This is a genomic window from Micromonospora sp. NPDC048170 (assembly GCF_040652795.1).
Classification (GTDB): Bacteria; Actinomycetota; Actinomycetes; order Mycobacteriales; family Micromonosporaceae; genus Micromonospora.
The window spans coordinates 1-19,733 of the sequence record NZ_JBEZMR010000015.1 but is presented as its reverse complement, the minus strand read 5'-3'; the positions used below and the strand labels follow the sequence as shown (position 1 = coordinate 19,733).

The 19,733-nt window shown below is 72.7% G+C and carries 17 protein-coding genes; 10 read left to right on the top strand and 7 right to left on the bottom strand.

Going from position 1 to position 19,733, the window contains the following annotated elements; all coding sequences use genetic code 11:
- On the bottom strand, positions 1–2,967 hold the full coding sequence (locus AB0D32_RS19590; protein WP_357091720.1) for a LuxR C-terminal-related transcriptional regulator: 2,967 nt from the start codon (positions 2,965–2,967) through the stop codon (positions 1–3).
- Between the two features lie 217 nt (positions 2,968–3,184).
- On the opposite strand from AB0D32_RS19590, the gene AB0D32_RS19585 reads away from it, so the two are divergent.
- From AB0D32_RS19585 to AB0D32_RS19555, 7 genes are all read left to right on the top strand, one after another.
- On the top strand, positions 3,185–3,625 hold the full coding sequence (locus tag AB0D32_RS19585) for a hypothetical protein (RefSeq protein ID WP_357091717.1): 441 nt from the start codon (positions 3,185–3,187) through the stop codon (positions 3,623–3,625).
- Positions 3,622–4,800, top strand: a complete 1,179-nt coding sequence (locus tag AB0D32_RS19580; protein ID WP_357091714.1) for a zinc-dependent alcohol dehydrogenase — start codon at positions 3,622–3,624, stop codon at positions 4,798–4,800. The genes AB0D32_RS19585 and AB0D32_RS19580 overlap by 4 nt, the downstream gene beginning before the upstream one ends.
- A gap of 44 nt (positions 4,801–4,844) precedes the next feature.
- The gene (locus AB0D32_RS19575; RefSeq protein ID WP_357091710.1) at positions 4,845–6,026 is read left to right on the top strand and encodes a saccharopine dehydrogenase NADP-binding domain-containing protein; all 1,182 of its coding nucleotides are present in this window, start codon (positions 4,845–4,847) and stop codon (positions 6,024–6,026) included.
- A 119-nt stretch (positions 6,027–6,145) separates the two neighbouring features.
- On the top strand, positions 6,146–7,222 hold the full coding sequence (locus tag AB0D32_RS19570; protein ID WP_357092048.1) for a MerR family transcriptional regulator: 1,077 nt from the start codon (positions 6,146–6,148) through the stop codon (positions 7,220–7,222).
- A 127-nt stretch (positions 7,223–7,349) separates the two neighbouring features.
- Complete coding sequence (gene serS / locus AB0D32_RS19565) at positions 7,350–8,633, top strand: serine--tRNA ligase (protein WP_357091707.1); 1,284 nt, start codon at positions 7,350–7,352, stop codon at positions 8,631–8,633.
- Positions 8,634–9,166: 533 nt separating this feature from the next.
- A complete protein-coding gene (locus tag AB0D32_RS19560) occupies positions 9,167–10,615 on the top strand; it encodes an alpha-amylase family protein (RefSeq protein WP_357091704.1) in 1,449 nt (482 codons plus the stop codon).
- A 146-nt stretch (positions 10,616–10,761) separates the two neighbouring features.
- The gene (locus AB0D32_RS19555) at positions 10,762–11,658 is read left to right on the top strand and encodes a L,D-transpeptidase (RefSeq protein ID WP_357091701.1); all 897 of its coding nucleotides are present in this window, start codon (positions 10,762–10,764) and stop codon (positions 11,656–11,658) included.
- Positions 11,659–11,719: 61 nt separating this feature from the next.
- On the opposite strand, the gene AB0D32_RS19550 is transcribed toward AB0D32_RS19555, so the two are convergent.
- The 4 genes from AB0D32_RS19550 to AB0D32_RS19535 all read right to left on the bottom strand — a co-directional run bounded on the left by AB0D32_RS19550 (position 11,720) and on the right by AB0D32_RS19535 (position 15,698).
- Positions 11,720–12,853 carry a DUF3103 family protein gene (locus AB0D32_RS19550; protein ID WP_357091698.1) on the bottom strand — a complete coding sequence of 378 codons (1,134 nt, stop codon included), beginning with the start codon at positions 12,851–12,853 and terminating at the stop codon, positions 11,720–11,722.
- Between the two features lie 93 nt (positions 12,854–12,946).
- Positions 12,947–15,061, bottom strand: a complete 2,115-nt coding sequence (locus tag AB0D32_RS19545; RefSeq protein ID WP_357091695.1) for a prolyl oligopeptidase family serine peptidase — start codon at positions 15,059–15,061, stop codon at positions 12,947–12,949.
- Positions 15,062–15,132: 71 nt separating this feature from the next.
- Positions 15,133–15,387, bottom strand: a complete 255-nt coding sequence (locus AB0D32_RS19540) for a hypothetical protein (RefSeq protein ID WP_357091692.1) — start codon at positions 15,385–15,387, stop codon at positions 15,133–15,135.
- Positions 15,384–15,698 (bottom strand): DivIVA domain-containing protein, encoded by a 315-nt coding sequence (locus tag AB0D32_RS19535; RefSeq protein WP_357091689.1) that lies wholly within the window; start codon positions 15,696–15,698, stop codon positions 15,384–15,386. The genes AB0D32_RS19540 and AB0D32_RS19535 overlap by 4 nt, the downstream gene beginning before the upstream one ends.
- Positions 15,699–16,065: 367 nt before the next feature.
- On the opposite strand from AB0D32_RS19535, the gene AB0D32_RS19530 reads away from it, so the two are divergent.
- The 3 genes from AB0D32_RS19530 (at position 16,066) to AB0D32_RS19520 (ending at position 17,522) form a co-directional block, all read left to right on the top strand.
- Positions 16,066–16,944: a helix-turn-helix transcriptional regulator gene (locus tag AB0D32_RS19530; protein ID WP_357091686.1), complete on the top strand. Its 879-nt coding sequence runs from the start codon at positions 16,066–16,068 to the stop codon at positions 16,942–16,944.
- Positions 16,937–17,137 (top strand): DUF397 domain-containing protein, encoded by a 201-nt coding sequence (locus AB0D32_RS19525; protein ID WP_357091683.1) that lies wholly within the window; start codon positions 16,937–16,939, stop codon positions 17,135–17,137. The genes AB0D32_RS19530 and AB0D32_RS19525 overlap by 8 nt, the downstream gene beginning before the upstream one ends.
- A gap of 121 nt (positions 17,138–17,258) precedes the next feature.
- Positions 17,259–17,522 (top strand): hypothetical protein, encoded by a 264-nt coding sequence (locus tag AB0D32_RS19520; protein ID WP_357091680.1) that lies wholly within the window; start codon positions 17,259–17,261, stop codon positions 17,520–17,522.
- A gap of 141 nt (positions 17,523–17,663) precedes the next feature.
- On the opposite strand, the gene AB0D32_RS19515 is transcribed toward AB0D32_RS19520, so the two are convergent.
- Both AB0D32_RS19515 and AB0D32_RS19510 read right to left on the bottom strand, forming a co-directional pair.
- A complete protein-coding gene (locus AB0D32_RS19515; RefSeq protein WP_357091677.1) occupies positions 17,664–18,167 on the bottom strand; it encodes an NUDIX domain-containing protein in 504 nt (167 codons plus the stop codon).
- Positions 18,168–18,808: 641 nt separating this feature from the next.
- Complete coding sequence (locus tag AB0D32_RS19510) at positions 18,809–19,162, bottom strand: nuclear transport factor 2 family protein (protein WP_357091674.1); 354 nt, start codon at positions 19,160–19,162, stop codon at positions 18,809–18,811.
- Positions 19,163–19,733 lie beyond the last annotated feature (571 nt).

Genomic DNA, 19,733 nt, shown 5'->3' with positions numbered 1-19,733 from the left:
TCAGATGAGATGCAGGTCGCGGGCTCGGCGGACGGCTTCGCGGCGGCGGGTGGCGGCGAGCTTGCGGTAGATGTTGCGCACGTGGGTCTTGACCGTGTTGACCGACAGGGACAGCTCGGCCGCGATCTCCACGTTGGACAGGATGCTCTGCAGGTAGCGCAGGATGGTCAGCTCCCGCTCGGTCAGCGGCTCGTCCAGCGCCGCCGCCCCCCGCTCCGCCGGTGGCCGCTCGGTCGGCGCGTCGGTTCCGCGTACCAGGTCGCTGACCGTCGGCCAGTGGGCGGTGCCCGCGTCCAGGTGGGCGGCGAGCAGGTCCCGGACCCCGGGCTCGGCGCGGGTGAAGGCCCGCCGGAAACCCTCCGGCCCGGCCAGGTCGAGGGCCCGTTCCAGGACCCGTCCGGCCCGCCGGTCGTCGCCCGCGTGCCGGGCCAGCACCGCGTCCAGCACCGCGGCCTCCAGCCGTACGGGCAGCGGCCACCCGGCCGCCTCCGGCGACTCCCAGTCCGGCAGCGCGTACCCGGCGGCGCGCGGGTCGCCGGCACGCAGCTCCACCCGGGCCAGCGCGACGGCCAGCGACGGGTCGGCGCCGTCACGTACCCGCTCGGCGAGCAGGTCCCTGGCGGTGCCCACGTCGCCCCGTGCCCCGCGCACGTCCGCCTCGACGGCCAGCAGCCAGTGCGCCAGCTCGCCGGCCCGGGGGCCCTCGGGCAGCCGCTCCCGCGCCTCGGCCAGCACCCGGTGCCCCTCCGGCAGGTCACCGGCGTCCCGCAGCAGGTACGCCCGGCACAGCGCCGCGACCGCCCCCACCACAGGCCCCCCGGTCGCCGGCGTGGCCAGTGCCAGGTTCGCCTCCGCCTCCTCGGGCTGGTCCCGATGCAGTGCGACCAGGGCCAACGCCAGGTACGCGTGGGCGCAGTCCTCCCGGCAGGACCAGCCCTGGCAGGACGGCATGGCGAGGGCGTCCCGGGCGAGGGTCTCGGCGGCCCGCAGCTCGCCCCGCACGGCGTGCAGCAGGGCCGCCCGGCTGGCACAGACCAGCTCCGTACGTGGCCGTCCGGCCTCCCGGGCCGCCGACAGCGACCGGGCGAAGGCGAGCCCGGCGGCGGGCAGGTCCCCGTCCGCCAGGTCGACCAGTCCCAGCGCGGTGCCGGCCACCGCCCGCACGTCGGCGTCCTCGGCGGCGACACCTCGCGGATCGCCCGACACGGGCCCGACGCCCGGGGGATCAGCCGGCATGGGCGGGACGCCCCGCCGATTCGCCGGCACGGCCATGGCATCCCGCGGTTCAGCCGGCACGGGCGAGGCGTCCTGCGGGTCGGCCGGCAGCGGCGGGTTGCCTCGCGTGGCGAGCAGCCGGGACGCGGCGGCGCGTACCGCCTCGGGGTCGCCGGCCAGCCGGGCCAGGGTGAGCTCCAGTGCGGTGGCCAGCCGCCGGAACCGGTCGCGGCGGGGCGCGGGCAGCGTCCGGCCGGCCTCGACGGCGGCGTGCAGGTGGCCGGCGGCGGCGGTGGCGTCGCCCGCCCGGGCCCGCTCGGCGGCGCAGGCCAACCCCAGCTCCGGGTCGCGCGCCACGGCCTCCGGCGGCGGAGGCGCGGGCGGGCGGACGGCGGGTGCCTCCCGGTCGTACGGCACCAGTTCCGGCCAGCGCGCCACGAAGATCGCCGTGGCGCCGTCGTGGTCGCCGCCGGCCAGCGCGTGCCGCAGCCCCTCGGCGGGCCGCCCGTTGTCGGCGTACCAGCCGGCCGCGCGCAGGTGCAGGTCGTCCAGCTCGGCGGCGGGCAGCCGGCCCAGCTCGGCGTGCAGCAGGTCGGCCAGCAGCGGGTGGCAGCGGTACCAGGGTGGGCGGCTGTCGTCGCGGCGCAGCAGCCCGCCGTCACCGGCCAGGCCGGCCAGCGCCTGCTCGGCATCGGCCCGGCCGGTCAGCGCGTCGACCAGGCCGGCGCAGACCGCGTCGGCGACGGCGGAGCGGCGCAGCACGTCCCGCGCGTCCGGGTCCAGCCCGGCGAGCACCTCCTCCCGCAGGTAGCCGGCCATGTCCTGCTGGTCGCCGCCGAACTGCTCGACCCAGCGGGCCGGGTCCGACTGCCCGCGCAGCGCCAGCGCGGCGAACCGGAGGGCCGCCGGCCAGCCGCCGGTACGTTCCCGCAGCCCGCGCACCCCGGCCGCCGGCAGCGCCACCCCGTGCGCGGCCAGCAGGTCGGCGACCTCGTCGCCGCTGAACGCCAACTCGTCGGGGCCGATCTCGGTCAGTTCCCCGGCCAGCCGCAGCCGGTGCACGGCCAGCGGCATCCCGGCACGGGCGCCGACCACCAGCCGCAGCCGCTGCTCGGCGTGGCGGAGCAGGAACTCCAGGCCGGTCAGCGCCGCCGGATCGGTGATCCGGTGCAGGTCGTCCACGACCAGCAGCACCGGCCGTTCCCGGGCGGCGAGGGCCGCGGCCAGCACCTCCAGCTGGTCGGGGCGGGGCGGCCGGTCGGGCACGGGCGGCCCCGGCACGCCCCCGGCGGGGTCCGCGACCGCGCGCAGCGCCGCCGCGAGGTAGGACCAGAGCCGGTCCCCGTCGTCGCCGGCCTCCACGGAGACCCAGGCCACCCGTGGCCCGTCCGGTTCCGCCGGTACGCCCGCCGCCGCGCCGAAGTCGCCCGGGGCGGCCCCGGCCGGCCCGTCGTCCCGGGGGCCCTCGGCAGCGGCGGTCACCGGCCCCTCCCCCACCCGGCCCCGGTGCACGCCGGCCTCACCGGCGGCCCGGAACCAGGAGGCGAGCAGCGTGGTCTTGCCCCACCCCGCCGGCGCACGGACCAGCGTGACCGGCCCGGCGGTCCCCTCGTCCAGCGCCCGCAGCAGCCGGGGCCGCAGGATCAGCGGCTCCGGCGGCGGCACCGGGCTCAGCCGGGACGCCAGCAGCGGCGCACCGGCCGGCCCACGCGCGACCGCGACGACTCCCGTGTCCCGTACGTCCTCCGGCATCCGGCCCCACCCCCACGGACGCGTCCACTCCCCCAGGCCCTGCGGGCGGCGGTTACCCGGACCCGGCCCGTTCACCCCTTCGGGGGGAGCCGGCTTCACCCCGCCCCGGGCGACCCTCGTCGTACGCGGGTGACCGGGCCGCGCACACCGGTGCGCGTACGGCGTCGGGCGGGACGGGAGGCGGGCCGAGGTGGACGGGCGGGGACGCCGGGGACGGATGGGACGCGTCGCGGGGACGGCCGGCGCGGTGCTCGCCCTCACGGCGGTGGGCCGGGCGCTGGCCGTACGACGGCGGAGGGCGCCCTGGCCCCGCGCGGCCGGCGCCGATCCACGGCCCGGACGCTGGCAGGTGGTGACCATCGACCGCGCGCCCGGCGAGGTGCTGCCCGGCGGGCGCTGGCCGGAGCCCCTGCGTCGGCTCGGCGGCGCGGTGCAGGTCGAGCTGCGGCCGGCCCCCGGCTGCCGGGGCACGGAGCTGGCCGCCCGGCTGCGGCCCGGCGCGGCGGCCCCCGCCGGGCTCGCCGCCCACCTGCTCGGCGACGAGCCCGGCCTGCTGGTCCGCCGGGCGCTGCGGGAGGTCAAGCAGCTCGCCGAGACCGGCGAGGTGCTCCGCGCGGACCGCTCGCCGGCCGACCGTCCGGCGGGACCGCCACGATGAGGGCGCTGTGCTGGGTGGGCGCCGGCGAGCTGGCGGTACGGCAGGTGCCCGACCCGGAGCTGCGCAACGGCCACGACGTCGTCGTCCGGGTCCGGCAGAGCGCCACCTGCGGTGGAGACCTGCCGCTGCTGGCCGGGCGGGTGCCCTTCCTCGCCGTCGGGGACGTGCTCGGGCACGAGTTCCTCGGGGAGGTGGTCGACGTCGGGCCGGAGGTGCGCCGGCACCGGGTCGGCGACCGGGTCGTGGTCTGCTCCTCGGTGGCCTGCGGCAACTGCTGGTACTGCCGGCGCGAGCTGTACTCCTGCTGCGACAACGGCAGCGCCGACCCGGCGGTCGCCGAGGCGGTCTGGGGCCACCCCACCGGGGGCGCGTTCGGGCAGCCCCGGGCGTTGGGGGGCTTCGCCGGCAGCCACGCGGAGTACGTCCGGGTGCCGTACGCGGACGTCGGCGCGTTCACCGTGCCGGAACCGGTCAGCGACGACCGGGCGCTGTTCGCCTCGGACGCCGCGCCGGCCGGCTGGATGGGCGCGGACCTCGGGCAGGTGCGTCCCGGCGACGTGGTGGCGGTCTGGGGTGCGGGCGCGGTCGGGCAGCTCACCGCGCGGGCCGCGCGGCTGCTCGGCGCGGAACGGGTGATCGTCATCGACGCCGAGGACGACCGGCTGCGGATGGCCGAACGGCACGCCGACGCGGAGACGATCGACCACCGGCTCGCCGACGTCCCCGCCGAGCTGCGCGAACGCACGGGCGGGCGGGGCCCGGACGTGTGCGTCGAGGCCGTCGGTGCGGCCTGGAACGGGCACGGCCCCCGGTCGCTGGCCGCCCGGTTCACCAACGCCGCCGAGCGACCGGCCGCCGTTCGCGAGGCGGTGCACGCCTGCCGCAAGGGCGGCTCGGTCTTCCTGCTCGGCGACTTCGACGGCTTCGTCGACACGTTCCCGCTCGGGGCGGTGTCCCACAAGGGGCTGACGGTGCGGGGCGCGCGGCAGCACGGGCAGCGCTACATCCCGATGCTGCTGGAGCGGATGGCCCGCGACGAGCTGCGTACCGAGCACCTGGCCACCCACCGGCTGCCGCTGGAGCGGGGCGCCGAGGGGTACGCGCTGTTCCGGAACCGGGCCGACGGCTGTGTCCGCGCCGTGCTCAGCCCCGACCTCCCGCCGGCCGGCGGCTGAGGCGGAACGCTGCGACCCACCGGGGCGGGTGGCAGACTCGGCGGATGCGTGAGCAGCGGGCGTACGACGTCGTCCTGTTCGGGGCCACCGGCTTCACCGGAGGGCTGACCGCCGAGTACCTGGCCCGCAACGCCCCGCCCGGGCTGCGCTGGGCGCTCGCCGGACGCAACCCCGGCAGGCTGGCCGCCGTACGGGACCGGCTGGCCGCGATCGACCCGACGCTGGCCGGGCTGCCCCTGCTCACCGCCGACGTCACGGATCCGGAGTCGCTGCGGGCGGTGGCCGGAAGCGCCCGGGTGGTGGCCACCACCGTCGGCCCGTACGTCCACCACGGTGAGCCGCTGGTCGCCGCCTGCGCCCGCGCCGGCACCGACTACCTGGACATCACCGGCGAACCCGAGTTCGTCGACCTGATGTACGTGCGACACCACGCCGAGGCGGAGCGCACCGGGGCGCGGCTGGTGCACGCCTGCGGGTTCGACTCGATCCCGCACGACCTGGGCGTCTGGTTCACGCTCAGGCACCTTCCCGACGACGCGCCGATCGCCGTCGACGGCTTCGTCCGGGCGGGCGGGCGGATCTCCGCCGGCACGTACCACTCGGCGCTGACCGCCTTCTCCCGCACGGCCCAGGCCTCCCGGGCGGCGCGCGAGCGACGGCAGGTCGAGCCGCGACCGACCGGGCGGCGGGTACGCGCGGTGCCCGGCCGGGTCGCCCGCTCGAAGGAGCTGGGCATGTGGATGGTGCCGCTGCCGACCATCGACCCGCAGGTGGTCCGCCGCTCGGCCGCCGCCCGCCCCGAGTACGGGCCGGACTTCCGCTACCGGCACTTCGCCGCCGTGCGGCGGCTGCCCACCGTGCTGGCGGGCGCGGTCGGGCTGGGCGGCCTGCTGGCCCTGGTGAAGCTGCCGCCGACCCGGCGCTGGCTGCTCGGCCGGCTCGCCTCCGGGCAGGGGCCGACGCCGCAGCAACGGGCGAAGTCCTGGTTCCGGGTCCGGTTCGTCGGCGCGGGCGGCGGCCGGCGGGTGCTGACCGAGGTGGCCGGCGGCGACCCCGGCTACGACGAGACGGCGAAGATGCTCGCCGAGTCCGCGCTCTGCCTGGCCACCGACGACCTGCCGGCCACCGCGGGCCAGGTCACCCCCGTGACGGCGATGGGCGACGCCCTGCTGGGGCGGCTGGAACGGGCCGGGATGACCTTCCGGGTGCTGGACACCCCGCACTGACCACCGGACCCGGCCGGTCCCGCGCCGACCACCGACCCAGCCGTCTGGCCAGTCCCGCGGCCGGCGGGGTTGACCCTCGACCAGGTTGAGACGACAGGATCACCGTCGTGGAGAGCGACCTGCGCAGCATCGGCGAGCTGGCCCGGGCCAGCGGGCTGACGGTGAGCGCCCTGCGGTTCTACGACTCGGCCGGGGTGCTGACGCCGGCCCTGGTCGATCCGGCGACCGGCTACCGCTGGTACACCGGCGACCAGGTGGCGCCCGCCCGGCTGGTGGCCGGGCTGCGCCGGGTCGGCATGCCGGTGGCCGAGATCGCCGCCGCGCTGCGCTGCGAGCCCGCGCAGGTGCACCGCCTGCTCGACGCGCACCTGCGCCGGCTGGAGGACGGCCTCGCCGATGCCCGCCGCGAGCTCTCCCGGATCCGTACGCTGATCGATCCCGAGGAGCACCCGATGACCACCCGCATCCACCTGTCCCACATCGACCTCGCCGCCGCCGTGGACGCGGTCCGCTTCGCGGTCGGCGCCGACCCCGACCTGCCGGTGCTGGCCGGCATGCTGTTCGAGTCCGACAACGACTGCGTACGGCTGGTGGCGACCGACCGGCACCGGCTGGCCGTCGCGCGGGCGGACGCCCGGGTCGACGGGCCGGCGGTGCGGGTGCTCGCCCCGGTCGCCTTCGTCGACGAGGTGCGGGCCCTGCTCGACACCGACACGGGGTCCGCCCCCGAGGCACGGCTGACGGTCTCCGCCGGCACGATCTCGGTCTCCGTCGCGGGCCGTACGGTCGACACCGCCGCCCTGCCGTACGACTTCCCGGACCACCGCCGCCTGCTCCGCCCGACGCCCGACGACGGGCCGGCGCACCGGCTGACGGTCGACGCCGACGCCCTGCGGGCAGCCCTGACCAGCGCCGACGCCCCCGTCGTCACCCGGCGGCACGACGGCGCCCCGCTCGCGGTGACGGTGCTCGGCCCGGACGGCCGGGGCGGGGTGCGGTTGCTCGGGGCGGACGAGCTGGCCGGGGACGAGGACACCTTCCGGGTCGGGGTCAACGGCGGCTACCTGCTCCAGGCCCTCGACGCGGCCGGCCGGGGCCAGCTGCTGCTGGAGCTGGACGGCCCGATCGCGCCCCTGGCGGTACGCCGGCCGGACGACGCCGACGCCTTCTCCATCCTGATGCCGATCCGCCTCTGAGCCTGCGACCTCCCCACGCCTACACCTTCCGGGCGGGGCGGCTCCCGGACCGGGCCGGGGCGTGTGTGGGCCGCGACGGTAGCATCGGTGGGTCCACCCGACGTCCGGACGGAGCGTACGGAGCAGCATGCTCGACATGGAGTTGATCCGGAAGGATCGCGAGGCGGTGGCGACCGCGCTGGCGAAGCGACTGGATCCCGCCGAGGTCACCCGGGCCCTGGACGAGATCCAGCGGCTCGACCAGGAACGCCGCGCCCTCATCAGTGCGATCGACGGCGAGCGGCAGCGCCGCAAGGCCGAGGCGCGCGCATACGCGGCGGCGAAGCGCGCCGGCAACGAGCCGGAGGTCTCCGCGCCGGAGTCGGGCCGTAAGCAGCTCGCCGAGCTGGAATCCGAGCTGGACGAGGTGCAGTCCCGGCTGCACGGCGCGATGAGCGAACTGCCCAACCTCCCCGCCGACGACGTCGTGCCGGGCGGCAAGGAGGCCAACCGGGTCGTCCGGACCTTCGGCGAGCCGCCCGCCCTCGAGAAGGTCCGCGACCACGTCGAGCTGAGCCGGATGCTGGGCCTGGTCGACCACGAGCGCGGCGTCAAGCTCGGCGGTTCCGGCTTCTGGATGTACACCGGCATGGGCGCGCGGCTGGAGTGGGCGCTGCTCAACTTCTTCGTCGACGAGCACATCAGGGCCGGATACGAGTTCCTGCTCCCGCCGCACCTGCTGCTGAACACCGCCGGGTTCGCCGCCGGGCAGTTCCCGAAGTTCTACGACGACGTCTACCACCTGGACCGGGAGTCCGCCCCGCGCGGCCAGTTCCTGCTGCCCACCTCGGAGACGGCGATCCTCGGGGCGTACCAGGACGAGATCCTGGAGACGGCGAAGCTGCCGCTGAAGGCCTTCGCGTACACCCCCTGCTACCGGCGGGAGGCGGCCGGGTCGCACTCCGACGAGCGGGGCACCGTCCGGGGTCACCAGTTCAACAAGGTGGAGATCTTCCAGTTCTGCCTGCCGGAACAGGCCGACGCCGCGCTGGAGGAGATGCTCCTGCACGCGGAGAGCCTGGTCGAGAAGCTGGGCCTGCACTACCAGCGCACCCTGCTCTCGGCCGGCGACGCCAGCGCGTCGATGAAGAAGACCCTCGACATCGAGGTGTGGATGCCGAGCACCGGCAAGTACAAGGAGGTGTCGTCGGTCTCCTGGGCCGGCGACTACCAGGCCCGCCGGGCGGCCATCCGCTACCGCGAGCCGGGCGGCAAGCAGACCCGCTTCGTGCACACCCTGAACGGGTCGGCACTGGCCACCAGCCGGCTCTTCCCCGCCATCCTGGAGCAGTTCCAGCAGCCCGACGGCTCAGTGCTGATCCCCGAGGTCCTCCAACCCCGCCTGGGCACCGACCACCTAACCCCCCACTAACCCCCCACTAACCCCACCCCCTCCCCGCCCCACCCCACCCCACCCCACCCCACCCCGGCGATCTTGCACTTTCGGCCCTCGAAATACGCGTAATGCCGCTTTTGTCGGGGCACAAAGTGCAAGATCACGGGGAAGGTCCAGGGGCGAGGGCGGGATGCAGGGCGCGGGGGTGGGGCTATTGCGGGGAGAGCCTTGTCGGCGGCGGCAGGACTACGGCTGGGCGTCGGACACCACCGGTCTGGCGCTGGTGTTCACCGGGTACGACCGCTTCGCCGCCTGCTGCCCCGTGCGGCTCAGATCGTGACCGACTGAGCGACTCCCGCAGCAAGGGGCCTCCCGGCCTTCAGCACGGTCACTTCTGAAACGCGGCCAGTTTCCGCGCGCCACCAGAGGCATCCACAGATGCCCACGCATTGACAGTCGTCGCAATGCGCTTGTAACCTTTCGAAAATTTTCACGCCAGACTGCAAGATCTCGGCATGTCGGACCCCGGCCTCCCACCGCGCTTCCCCACCCCCGTCAGGAGTCCTCCGATGCAGATACGTCGACGCCTGTCGGCGATCGTCGCCCTCGGCGTGATCGCGGGCCTGATCGTCCCCGCCGCCACGGCGGCGCCACCGGCGGCCGCGGCCCCGGCCGGCGGCAAGAAGGTCATCGCCAACCTCTTCGAGTGGAACTGGCCGTCGGTGGCCGCCGAGTGCCGGACCACCCTCGGCCCCAAGGGTTACGGCTGGGTGCAGGTCTCGCCGCCCCAGGAACACGTCCGCGGCTCGCAGTGGTGGCTGGCGTACCAGCCGGTCAGCTACCGGATCGAGTCCCGCAAGGGCACCCGCGCCCAGTTCAGGTCGATGGTGGACGCCTGTCACGCCGCCGGGGTGAAGGTGATCGTCGACGCGGTGGTCAACCACATGTCCGGGCAGGACAACGGTGGCACCGGGTGGGCCGGCTCGCCGTACGGGCACTACGACTACCCGGGGATCTACCAGACGCAGGACTTCCACCACTGCGGTCGCAACGGCGGCGACGACATCGTCAACTACAACGACCGGTGGGAGGTGCAGAACTGCGAGCTGGTCAACCTCTCCGACCTGAAGACCGAGTCGGAGTACGTCCGGACGAGGCTCGCCGGCTACCTCAACGACCTGCTCTCGCTGGGCGTCGACGGCTTCCGGATGGACGCCAGCAAGCACATGCCGGCCGCCGACATCGCCGCCATCAAGGCCAAGCTCTCCCGTTCGGCGTACATGGTGCAGGAGGTGATCCACGGTGCCGGCGAGCCGATCCAGCCGGGCGAGTACACCGGCAACGGCGACGTGCACGAGTTCCGCTACGGCAAGGACCTGGCCCGGGTCTTCCGCTCCGAGAAGCTCGCCTACCTGCGCAACTTCGGCGAGGGCTGGGGGCACCTGCCCAGCGCCTCCGCGGCCGTCTTCGTGGACAACCACGACACCCAGCGTGACGTCGGCGGGGTGCTGACCTACCGCGACCGGGGCATCTACGCGCTGGCCAACGCGTTCATGCTCGCCTGGCCGTACGGCTCCCCGACCGTCATGTCGAGCTACACGTTCAGCCAACGCGACCAGGGCCCGCCCTCGGACGGCTCCGGGAAGACCCTCGACGTCGCCTGCTACTCCGGCTGGGAGTGCGAGCACCGCTGGCCGGTGATCGCCAACATGGTCGGCTTCCGCAACGCCACCGAGGGCGCCGGCGTCGTCAACTGGTACGACAACGGCAACAACCACATCGCCTTCGGCCGGGCCGGCAAGGGCTACGTCACGATCAACGACGAGGACTCCGCGGTCACCGGCCGGTCGTACCAGACGGGTCTGCCGGCGGGCCGGTACTGCGACGTCATCCACGGCACCTTTGCCAACGGCACGTGCAGCGGGCCGGTGATCACCGTGGACGGCAACGGCTGGTTCGCCGCGAACGTGCCCGCCCACGACGCGATCGCCATCCACGTGGGCGCCCGGCTGGGCTGACGGCGACAGCACATCGGCCTCCAGGCCCGGCTGACTGTGGCCCTGCACGACGCCGGCCGGGACTCCCCACCGTCGCGGGGGCGCGTACCGACCGACATTCCAGCCGGTACGCGCCCCCGACACTCTTAACCCGTTACAGTCCTTTTGTGCGCTTTGACCGAATGAGCCGGCGGCGTGTCCGCATGCTGTCCGCCGCCGTCTGCGTACCCCTGCTCCTGCTGGCCGCCGGAGCCACGGGTTGGGCGCTGACCTCCGGGGCCGAGCCCACGGCGCCGCCCGTCGTCGGGCCGCCCGCGCCCACCCGCGCGGCCCCGACGCCGGAGCGGGTGCCCGTCGCCACGCCCGCGCCGGACGACCTGCCGGTGGTCGACTACGGCCCGGCACCCACCGGCTTCCCGGCGGACCCGGACACCCTGGACACCACGCCGCTGACCGAGGGTCTGCACCCGACCCGCCGGATCGCCGCATACACCGCCCCCGGCGGCCAGCCGCTGGCCTTCCTCGACCCCACCATCAGCGGCGTCGAGCTGACCATGCCGATCGCCCAGCGGCGGTCCGGCTGGACGGCGGTGCTGCTCCCGTCGGCCAACCGCACGCTCGCCTGGCTGCCGCCCGGCGGCCACACCACCGTGGCGCTGCCCGACCAGATCGTGGTGGAGCGCAAACCGCACCGGCTCACCTGGTACCGCGCCGGCCGGGCCGTCGACAGCTGGCAGATCAGCCTCGGCCAGCGCGGCCAGGAAACCCCGCTGGGCAGGACCTTCGTCCTCGGCCGCACCCTGCCGCCGCAGAGCGTGTACGGGGGCGTCGACATCTTCGCCCTCGGCTCGGTGCCCGACGACCCGGAGGCGGTGCCGGCGAGTCTGCGCGGCGCGCACATCGGCATACACAGCTGGTACCACGACGGCGAACTGGGTCAGAAGACCACCAACGGCTGCATCCGGCTCACGAAGAGCGGGCAGCGGAAGCTGCTGGCCGAGGTCCGCCCCGGCACCGAGGTGGTCGTGGTGGACGAACTGCCCGCCCCGGCCCCGACGGCCTGAACGCAGACCGGCGGGCCACCCGGGGAGGCCGGGTCGCCCGCCGAGGTGCCACCACAGCAGGTCAGAGCTGCTCGACCCAGTACCGGCTGACGTCCATCCAGCCGTTGGCACCCGCACCGTACTTGCGGCCACTGCTGGCGGTGCTCAGCGTGTACCAGGCGTCCACGAAGTCCGGGTCGTCGGTGTACCAGGAGGCGGGCAGGGCGTCCAGGATCGCGTTGACCAGCGGGGTGTACGCGCCACCGTCCACGATCACCAGCAGGGCGCCGGCGATCGCCTTGACCAGCGCCGAGTAGTTGGTGTCGCCGTCGTCCTCCATCATGACCACGTCGGCCAGGTTGTACTTGTACGACGAGAAGTGCACCAGAAGCTGGTTCGGGTAGTACGTGGTGCCGGCGTGGTCCAGGTACGGCATCTGCACCAGGTCGACCTTGACCTTGCCGTCCAGCCCGAACCCGGCCACGAGGTTGTAGATCTCGGCGGCACCCTTGATCCAGGGCTCCTTGTCGTCGTCGAGCCGGACGGCGTCGACCTTGGTGGCCCAGTAGCCGGCCGAGGCGGTCACCCCGGCGGCGGAGGCACGGGACGCGGGCCGCGCCGAAGCCGCCCGGTCGATGCCCCGCGCACCCAACTCCTCCCGCATCAGCGTCAGGCCCACGGAAAGCGCCCGCTCGGTGTCCACGTCCACCACCAGCACCGGCCGTTGCGGCACCCGGGCGGCGTCCAGCACCACCGTGCGGCCGAAGCGGTCGTACGCGTTCACGCTCGTGGCCGAGTCGTCGGTCGGTGCGGCGGCCACCAACGGCGACTCACCGCGAGCCAGTGCCGCCCGCATGTCCGGATGGGCCAGCCGCAGCCGCAACAGCGAGCCGGTGTGGCCCGGCAGGCCCTTGGCGATCAGCAGCCGCTGGTTGGCGGCGCGGAGGTCGCCGGCGAGCCGGCCGTCGACGCCGGCGGCGAGCAGGTCGACCGGGCCCTTGGCGGCGGAGACGCCCAGGCGGCCCAAAGCGGACCGGTCGGCGACCGCCACCTGGCGGGCCACGCCGTCGACGATGGCGAACACCGGGCTGGCGGCGACGGCCGCCGATGCGACGTGGTCGGGCCGGGCGTACGCCGGGGTGGCGACCGCCGCGGTCAGGGTGGCGACCGCGATGCCCAGCGACACGGCGGCGCGGCGGAACGGGCGTGGGTTCACGTGGACTCCTCTGCGTCCCCCGGCCACCGCTCGTGGCAGCAGCCAAGAGATTGACGACGATGAACACATGAATATATGTCCGTCAGCCGGTCGTCAATGCGGCCGCGAGGAATCCGGCGAGCGATCGGACCAGTTCGCCCCGGCCGTGGAGACCTGGCGCGGCAGGGCGTGAGCCTGCCCGGTCAGCTTCCGCCACAGGAACTCCAGCGCCAGCGCCCAGACGAAGGCACGCTGCTCGTTGTTCGCCGCCGCGCCGTGCCCGCCTTCGACGTTCTCGTAGTAGGACACCTCGTGGCCGTGCTCACGCAGCCGGGCCGCCATCTTGCGGGCGTGCCCGGGATGCACCCGGTCGTCGCGGGTCGAGGTGACGAGCAGGACCGGCGGGTACGCCTGGCCGGCACTGACGTTGTGGTACGGCGAGTAGCCGCGCAGGAAGGCCCAGTCGGCCGCCACGTCCGGGTCGCCGTACTCGGCCATCCACGAGGCGCCGGCCAGCAACCGGTGGTACCGCCGCATGTCCAGCACCGGCACGCGCGCGACGACCGCCCCGAAGAGCGTCGGGTAGCGGGTCAGCATCACGCCCATCAGCAGCCCACCGTTGCTGCCACCCTCGATGCCGAGCCGCTCCGGCGTGGTGATTCCGCGCGTCACCAGGTCGGCAGCCACCGCCGCGAAGTCCTCGTACGCCCGGGGTCGGTTCTCCCGCAGCGCGGCCCGGTGCCACGCGGGGCCGTACTCGCCGCCGCCCCGGATGTTCGCCACCACGTAGGTGCCGCCCCGGGCCAGCCATCCCTGGCCGATGACCCCGTTGTGCTGCGGGGTCAGGGAGATCTCGTACCCGCCGTACGCGGTGAGCAGCGTCGGCCCGCCGGGGGCGTGTGGGTCCCCCACCACGAAGTACGGCACCCGCGTGCCGTCGGCCGAGGTGGCGAAGAACTGGCGTACCGCAAGGCCGTCCACGTCGAAGGACGCCGGCGCCCGCTTGAGCGTCTCGACTGCGCCGCCGACCTGCCCGAGCCGCAGCGTCGCCGGCTGGAGGAACCCCTCCGACGCGAGCAGGTAGGCGTCGTCGTTGTCGGGGTCGGTGTCCACGACGTCGCTGTGGTCGAACTCCGGCACCCCGGGCAGCGGCTCCCGCCGCCAGCCCTCCCCGTCTGGCGTCAGCACCTCCAGCCGGCTTCTCACGTCGACGAGGGTGGCCAGGATCAGATGGTGGCGGGTCCAGAAGTGGCCGCTGAACGCCGTGCGGTCGTCGGGCCGGAAGAGCACCGTCATCTCCCGCTCGCCCGCGAGGAACGCGTCGAACCGGGCCGCCAGCAGTGCGCCCGCCGGATGAGTCACCCCGCCGACCGACCACGGCGAACGCAGCCGGACCAGCAGCCACTCCCGGTGTACGTCCCACACGGCGTCCTCCGGCACGGCGATCCGGATCCGTTCGCCCGCCCCGGTCAGCAGATGGCTCTCCCTGCGGAAGAAGTCCAGCCGCCGGCCCACGAAGTCGCGCTCGAACCCGGGCGTCGGGTCGTGCGACGCCCACACAGCGACATCGTCGACGTGCCCCTCGTGGACGACGTCGGCCCCGGCCAGCGGCGTGCCCCGCCGCCACCGCCTGACCGTCCGTGGATAGCCGGAGGAGGTCAGCGAGCCGGGCCCGAAGTCGGTGGCGACGTAGATGTGGTCGGCGTCGATCCAGCCGACGTCACTCTTCGCCTCGGCGAGGGTGAACCCGTCCTCGACGAAGACGCGGCGACCCAGGTCGAACTCCCGCACCACGACCGCGTCGCCACCGCCCCGCGACAGGCTGACCAGGCCGCGCCCGTGACCGGGCCGCAGCACCGTCACCCCGCTCCAGACCCAGTTCTCGCCCTCCTCGGCGGCCAGCGCGTCCAGGTCGAGCAGCACGTCCCACTCCGGCTCGGGCCGGCGATACTGGTCGAGGGTCGTCCGCCGCCAGACCCCACGCGGGTGCGCCGCGTCGGTCCAGAAGTTGTAGTAGAGGTGGTCCCCACGCCAACCGGGGTAGGGAATGCGGTCCTCCGCGTCGAGCACCCGCCGGATGTCGGCCCGCAGGGCGGCGAACGCGTCGCCTCCGGTCAGGGCGGCCACGGTCTCCGCGTTGCGGTCCCGCACCCACCGGGCGGCGTCCGCACTATCAAGATCTTCCAGCCAGAGGTACGGGTCGTCGCTCTCCACGGTCAACCTCGCCACCCCGCCACTATCCCCGACGCGAGACCCACTCACTGTCCCGTCAACTGTCGGCATGGCGACGACTTCACGTTTCACCGCCACCTCGGTCGCCGTGAGCACTCGCCGTCGTGGTCCGGCCAGAGCAGGCACCGCAGGCCGCTGGACATGCGTCGGTCGCAGAAGACCCAGTGGCGTACGTTCTGGTCGTCCTCGGCCGACACGGTGGTGCCCGCCGGGTCGGTCTGCGGCAGGACGTGCGTCCAGTGCGCCACCACCCGGGCGAGCCGCTGCGCGGCGAGCAGGTCGCCGGCCACCACCGGCAGGTGGACGACCCAACGCTCGCTCACCGGTCACGCTGCCGCTCGTTGCGGGCGCGGGCCTGCTCCGACTGCCAACGACGCAGCGCATCCTTGATCCGGTCGGTCTCCCGCCGGCTCTGCGCCAGCGCGTCGTAGACGGTGGCCAGGTCACCGGCGACCTGGTCGAGAAACTCCCGCACCTCCCGCGGGTCGAGCCCGCGCCGGCCGAGCGGCGTCGGCCGGAACCGCCGCTCCCGCACCTGCCACGGCCGCAGCGGATGGTAGGCCGCCGAGCGGTAACAGGTCGGCCCACTGGCCGACCGCTGGCGACGCCGGACACGCCGCAGGAAGACGCGCATGACAGAACCTGCCTCTCACCGTCGAGATCGACCTGTGGAAGGGGCAGGCCCACCGGCCCACCCCGCACCGGCGGACCCACCCCGGCACCCACCACCGCAGCCCTCATCGGCAGTACGACAGCGAGGCCCGACATAGCCCCTGAGCAGTACGAACTCCACAGTGGCCGCAGACGCAGTCAAGCACCGCCCCACATCAAATGCAACGTCTAACAATCGGCGCTCCAGAAGGCCATAGGCTGGCAGATCGAACACTGCGTGACGTGTCTATTGTTTCTGATACATCGCTGGCGTTTAATTGGGCGGATGCACGTCGACCGCTACCTGACCACGGAGGCGCGGAGTGTCACAGGCCGTAACGGGATCGACCATGCTTCGGCGTCAGCTCGGCCGGAAGCTCGAAGCGCTCCGCAAGGCCAGCGGCCTCACGATGGAGCAGGCAGCGGAACAGCTCGACCGAGCACGGGCGACCCTGTACCGGATCGAGAATGGCGCTGAGAACGTCCGCTTCCGCGCGGCAGACGTCCGGGAGATGCTGAGCCTCTACGGTGCCTCGGACGAGGACTCCGAACTGGTCCTCGCGATGGCCGCCGCGACTCGCGAGAACAAGAACTGGTGGCACGACTACGTCGGCTCGGGCCTGCCACGCTGGTTCCAGCTCTACATTGGACTTGAGGCAGCGGCATCAAGCATCCGCCAATATCAGGCTGAGCTGGTCCCCGGTTTGCTTCAGACTCGCGCCTACACCGAGCGGCTCTTCGAGATGCCCAGCGGCGCGATCGACGCGGCAGACACAGAGGAGCGCCAACGCGCCATCCAGCTTCGGGTGGAACGACAGGCGTTGCTAACCCGTTTCGCCGCTCCACAACTCAGCGTAATAATCAATGAGGCCGTGTTGCGCCGCCCAGTCGGTACCGCCAAGATCATGGCGGAGCAACTCCATCAGATCCTGAAGGCCGCAGAGCTACCGAACGTAACCGTCCAGGTGCTGACTTTTTCTGCCGGACTGCACGCTGGAGCGATGGCCGGAGCCTTCTCGATCCTTGAGTTCCCGCGAGACAGCAATGGCAAGGAGGTGGAGCCGCCGGTGACATACCTGGAAGCGGCGACTGGCGCGATCTATCTCGACAAGCCACACGAGACAGCCACCTACAACGCCATCTGGGCTGACATGACAAGCCGCGCTCTCAACGAGTCCCGCTCGAAGAGCTTCATCCAGCAAGTCGCAGAGGAGTACTCCCGTGCCTGACCTGACCGGTGCGATCTGGCGCAAATCGACCCGCAGCAACAACGGCGGCGAGTGCGTCGAGGTCGCTGACAACCTCCCCGGCGTCGTCGGGCTGCGCGACAGCAAGGACCCGACCGGCCCGATGTTGACCTTCACCCCGGCGGCCTGGGTCACCTTTGTCCAAGGCGTCAGGGGCGCGACGCTCAGCCGCTGATCGTCATCACGCCGCCTCCGTCCACGGAGGCGGCGCTTGCCGACGTCCAGCCAAGGGTCGACGCCGCCTCCATCGGTCGCAAGAATCGACCCATGGGTCTTTGCACGATCGACGCAACGGCATGAGCAGGAAACACAAGGGCAAGAAGGATGCCCAAGCCGTGCCGGTACAACTTGAGAATCGGTGGCCGTCGGGTGGGACGGTCGGCGTAGTCACCACCGGAGGGCGGACCTTCCATCGGGATACCGACTGTCCCGGCTACCGCCAGGGCGTGCGACAGGCGGAGAAGAACGGTCGCGCCGTCAACGAGGTCGAGACCGTCAGCGCCGCCGCCGCACAAGACCGCGGCAAGGCGGCCTGCCGCATCTGCTGGCGACGCGCCTGACTCACGTTAGGCACCAACTGAACCTTTCCAACGTGGCCAGGGCCGTACGGACCGGCGCCGGTCAACGGCGCTGGAGCCTCCGGCCACTCGCCAGGTTGAGAAAGGTTCATGATGGGCAGGGGCGGTCGCTGCCGCAGCTTACTAGAGGCCGAGGTGGATCGGCTGGGTTGGCGTGTCTGTGGTGAGAAGCGCCGTCAACGGTGTGGCGAGGTCGCGGGGCGAAAACAGCTCAGGGCCGGCATAGCTGACGATCTCCGCGAGATGCCACCAGCGGAACTCGGACAGGTTCTCGGCGGCGAGTTGGTCGTCGGTCAGCTCGCCGCGGGGCTGGAAGTGGCTCGTGCGGATGAGGAAGTAGTCATTGGTGATACCGTCGAATCCCGGCGCGTGGTCGGTGGCGAGAACCTTCTGATGCCAGACGTGCGGTGGGTCGATGGTGATCGTCAGACCTGTTTCCTCGCGAAGTTCGCGGCGCAAGGCCGTCAACGGGTCCTCGCCGGGCTCGATGCCGCCGCCTGGTGCCGCCCATACGCCCTTCGCCTCACCAGGCACCACCGGGTGCGGGAAGACGAATCGGCACAGCAGGATGCGGTCGTCTTCGTCGAGCACGATCGCACGGACGGAGCGACGCAGGTTCGGCGTCATGGCAAGTCAGACGTGGCGGCGAGAACGACGATCGACACGTCTGGAGACTAACAACCTCCGCTCGGCATCTGTGGCTTGTCCTTGGCGCGGTGCTCGCCGACCTCATTTCCCTGTCACGACTGTGGTTTGGCGATGCTGGCTTCTAGGCCGACGATGCGGCGGTCGGCGAAGCGGTTGCTCTCGCAGGGCCCCGGCAAAGTCGCGGAGTGTTCGGTACCGCGTACATCGATAACGCGTACGCGCCGACAGCGGCGGTCACCGCGTAACCAGCCAGCCAACCGCTCCCGCCCACGGAAGCCCCTCCCCACCCCGCCGCGCTGGTCGTCCCTGAACCTTCACCCCGCCTGACGTTCGCCCATCTTCCGGGAACTCTGTTCCGCCCCTTAGGATAGTGGAAGATCTTGGTACGAATCGGCCCCTGGAGGGGCATTTCCGTACCAAGATCTTCCGTGCGGCCAGTCGTGGCGTCGGAGATGGCGCTTCTGGTCGTGGCCGTCCCACACGCTGGGTGGTCCGGGCATCTCTCCACCAACCACCCCGAGCCGGAGACCCCACGACTTTGCCGGGGCCCTGGTTGCTCTCGCGGGCTGCGGCCAGTTTGAGCGCTTGAGGTTGCGCATGACCGCTATGGAAGCAGCTCACTAGACCGGGACGAAGGTGGCGGCCAACACCCGCCAGTTGCCGTCCTCACGCACCCAAAGTCGGGTGTAGCGCAACCGCGCGGACATAGCGGCACCGCCCTGAACGGCATCCACCGCAGCGACCATGCGAGTTACGCCAGTCTGACCGTCTTCCTGGACGTCGAGCGACTCCTCCACCAGGCCGGTGATTCGCAGTGCACCGGAGCGGTAGCTCTCCAAGTCGTCTTCCTTCGTAAAGACCGTGCCGTCCGGTCCGGCACCCACGACCTGTGGGTGCAGTAGCGCGTCGAGGGACTCGACGTCGGCGGCGCGCTGGGCGGCTTGGAGTTGCCGTTCCGCGGTGAGGAGATCCATCCACCGATCCTCCGCAGCGCGCCGCAACAAGACAAGCGGGTTTGCTCCCGGCAGAACGGCGACGTCAGCCCGGCACGGCGTTCACGGCACAACCAACCCTCGGCACGACCCTGGTCGGCCCAGGTCGTCAGAGTCGGCACGAAGCAGGAGCGCCAGATCAAGTTGCCCGCGCCGTCGACCTGGGCACCTGGGCGTCTAGCAGCGGAAATGCCTCTCGACATCTCACACCACTCCCCCGCTGTCCGCCGACCTCTTGCGGACTCGATGCGGACCGCCGACCACCAGGCGACGGCCTTGGGATTAGAAGAGGATCGTGGATGGCTAGTCCGGTGCCTGTGCCCCTGGTCATCCCGTCCGTAGTTGTCGGCCGACGTCGGCGTCAGTGGTTCGCCTTGGCTGTACAGGTGGCTGTACGACCGGCGAAGCGCGGCCAGGGAGCGCCCTAAGGCGTGTTTCGTAAGTCGGGCTGTGTCCGTGAAGTTGCGGCGTGGCGGTGATCGATAACTGAAGAGGTCTCCGGTATCTGGTTCTGCGACCAAGCAAGAACTTCATACCGGAGACCTCGTGCCCA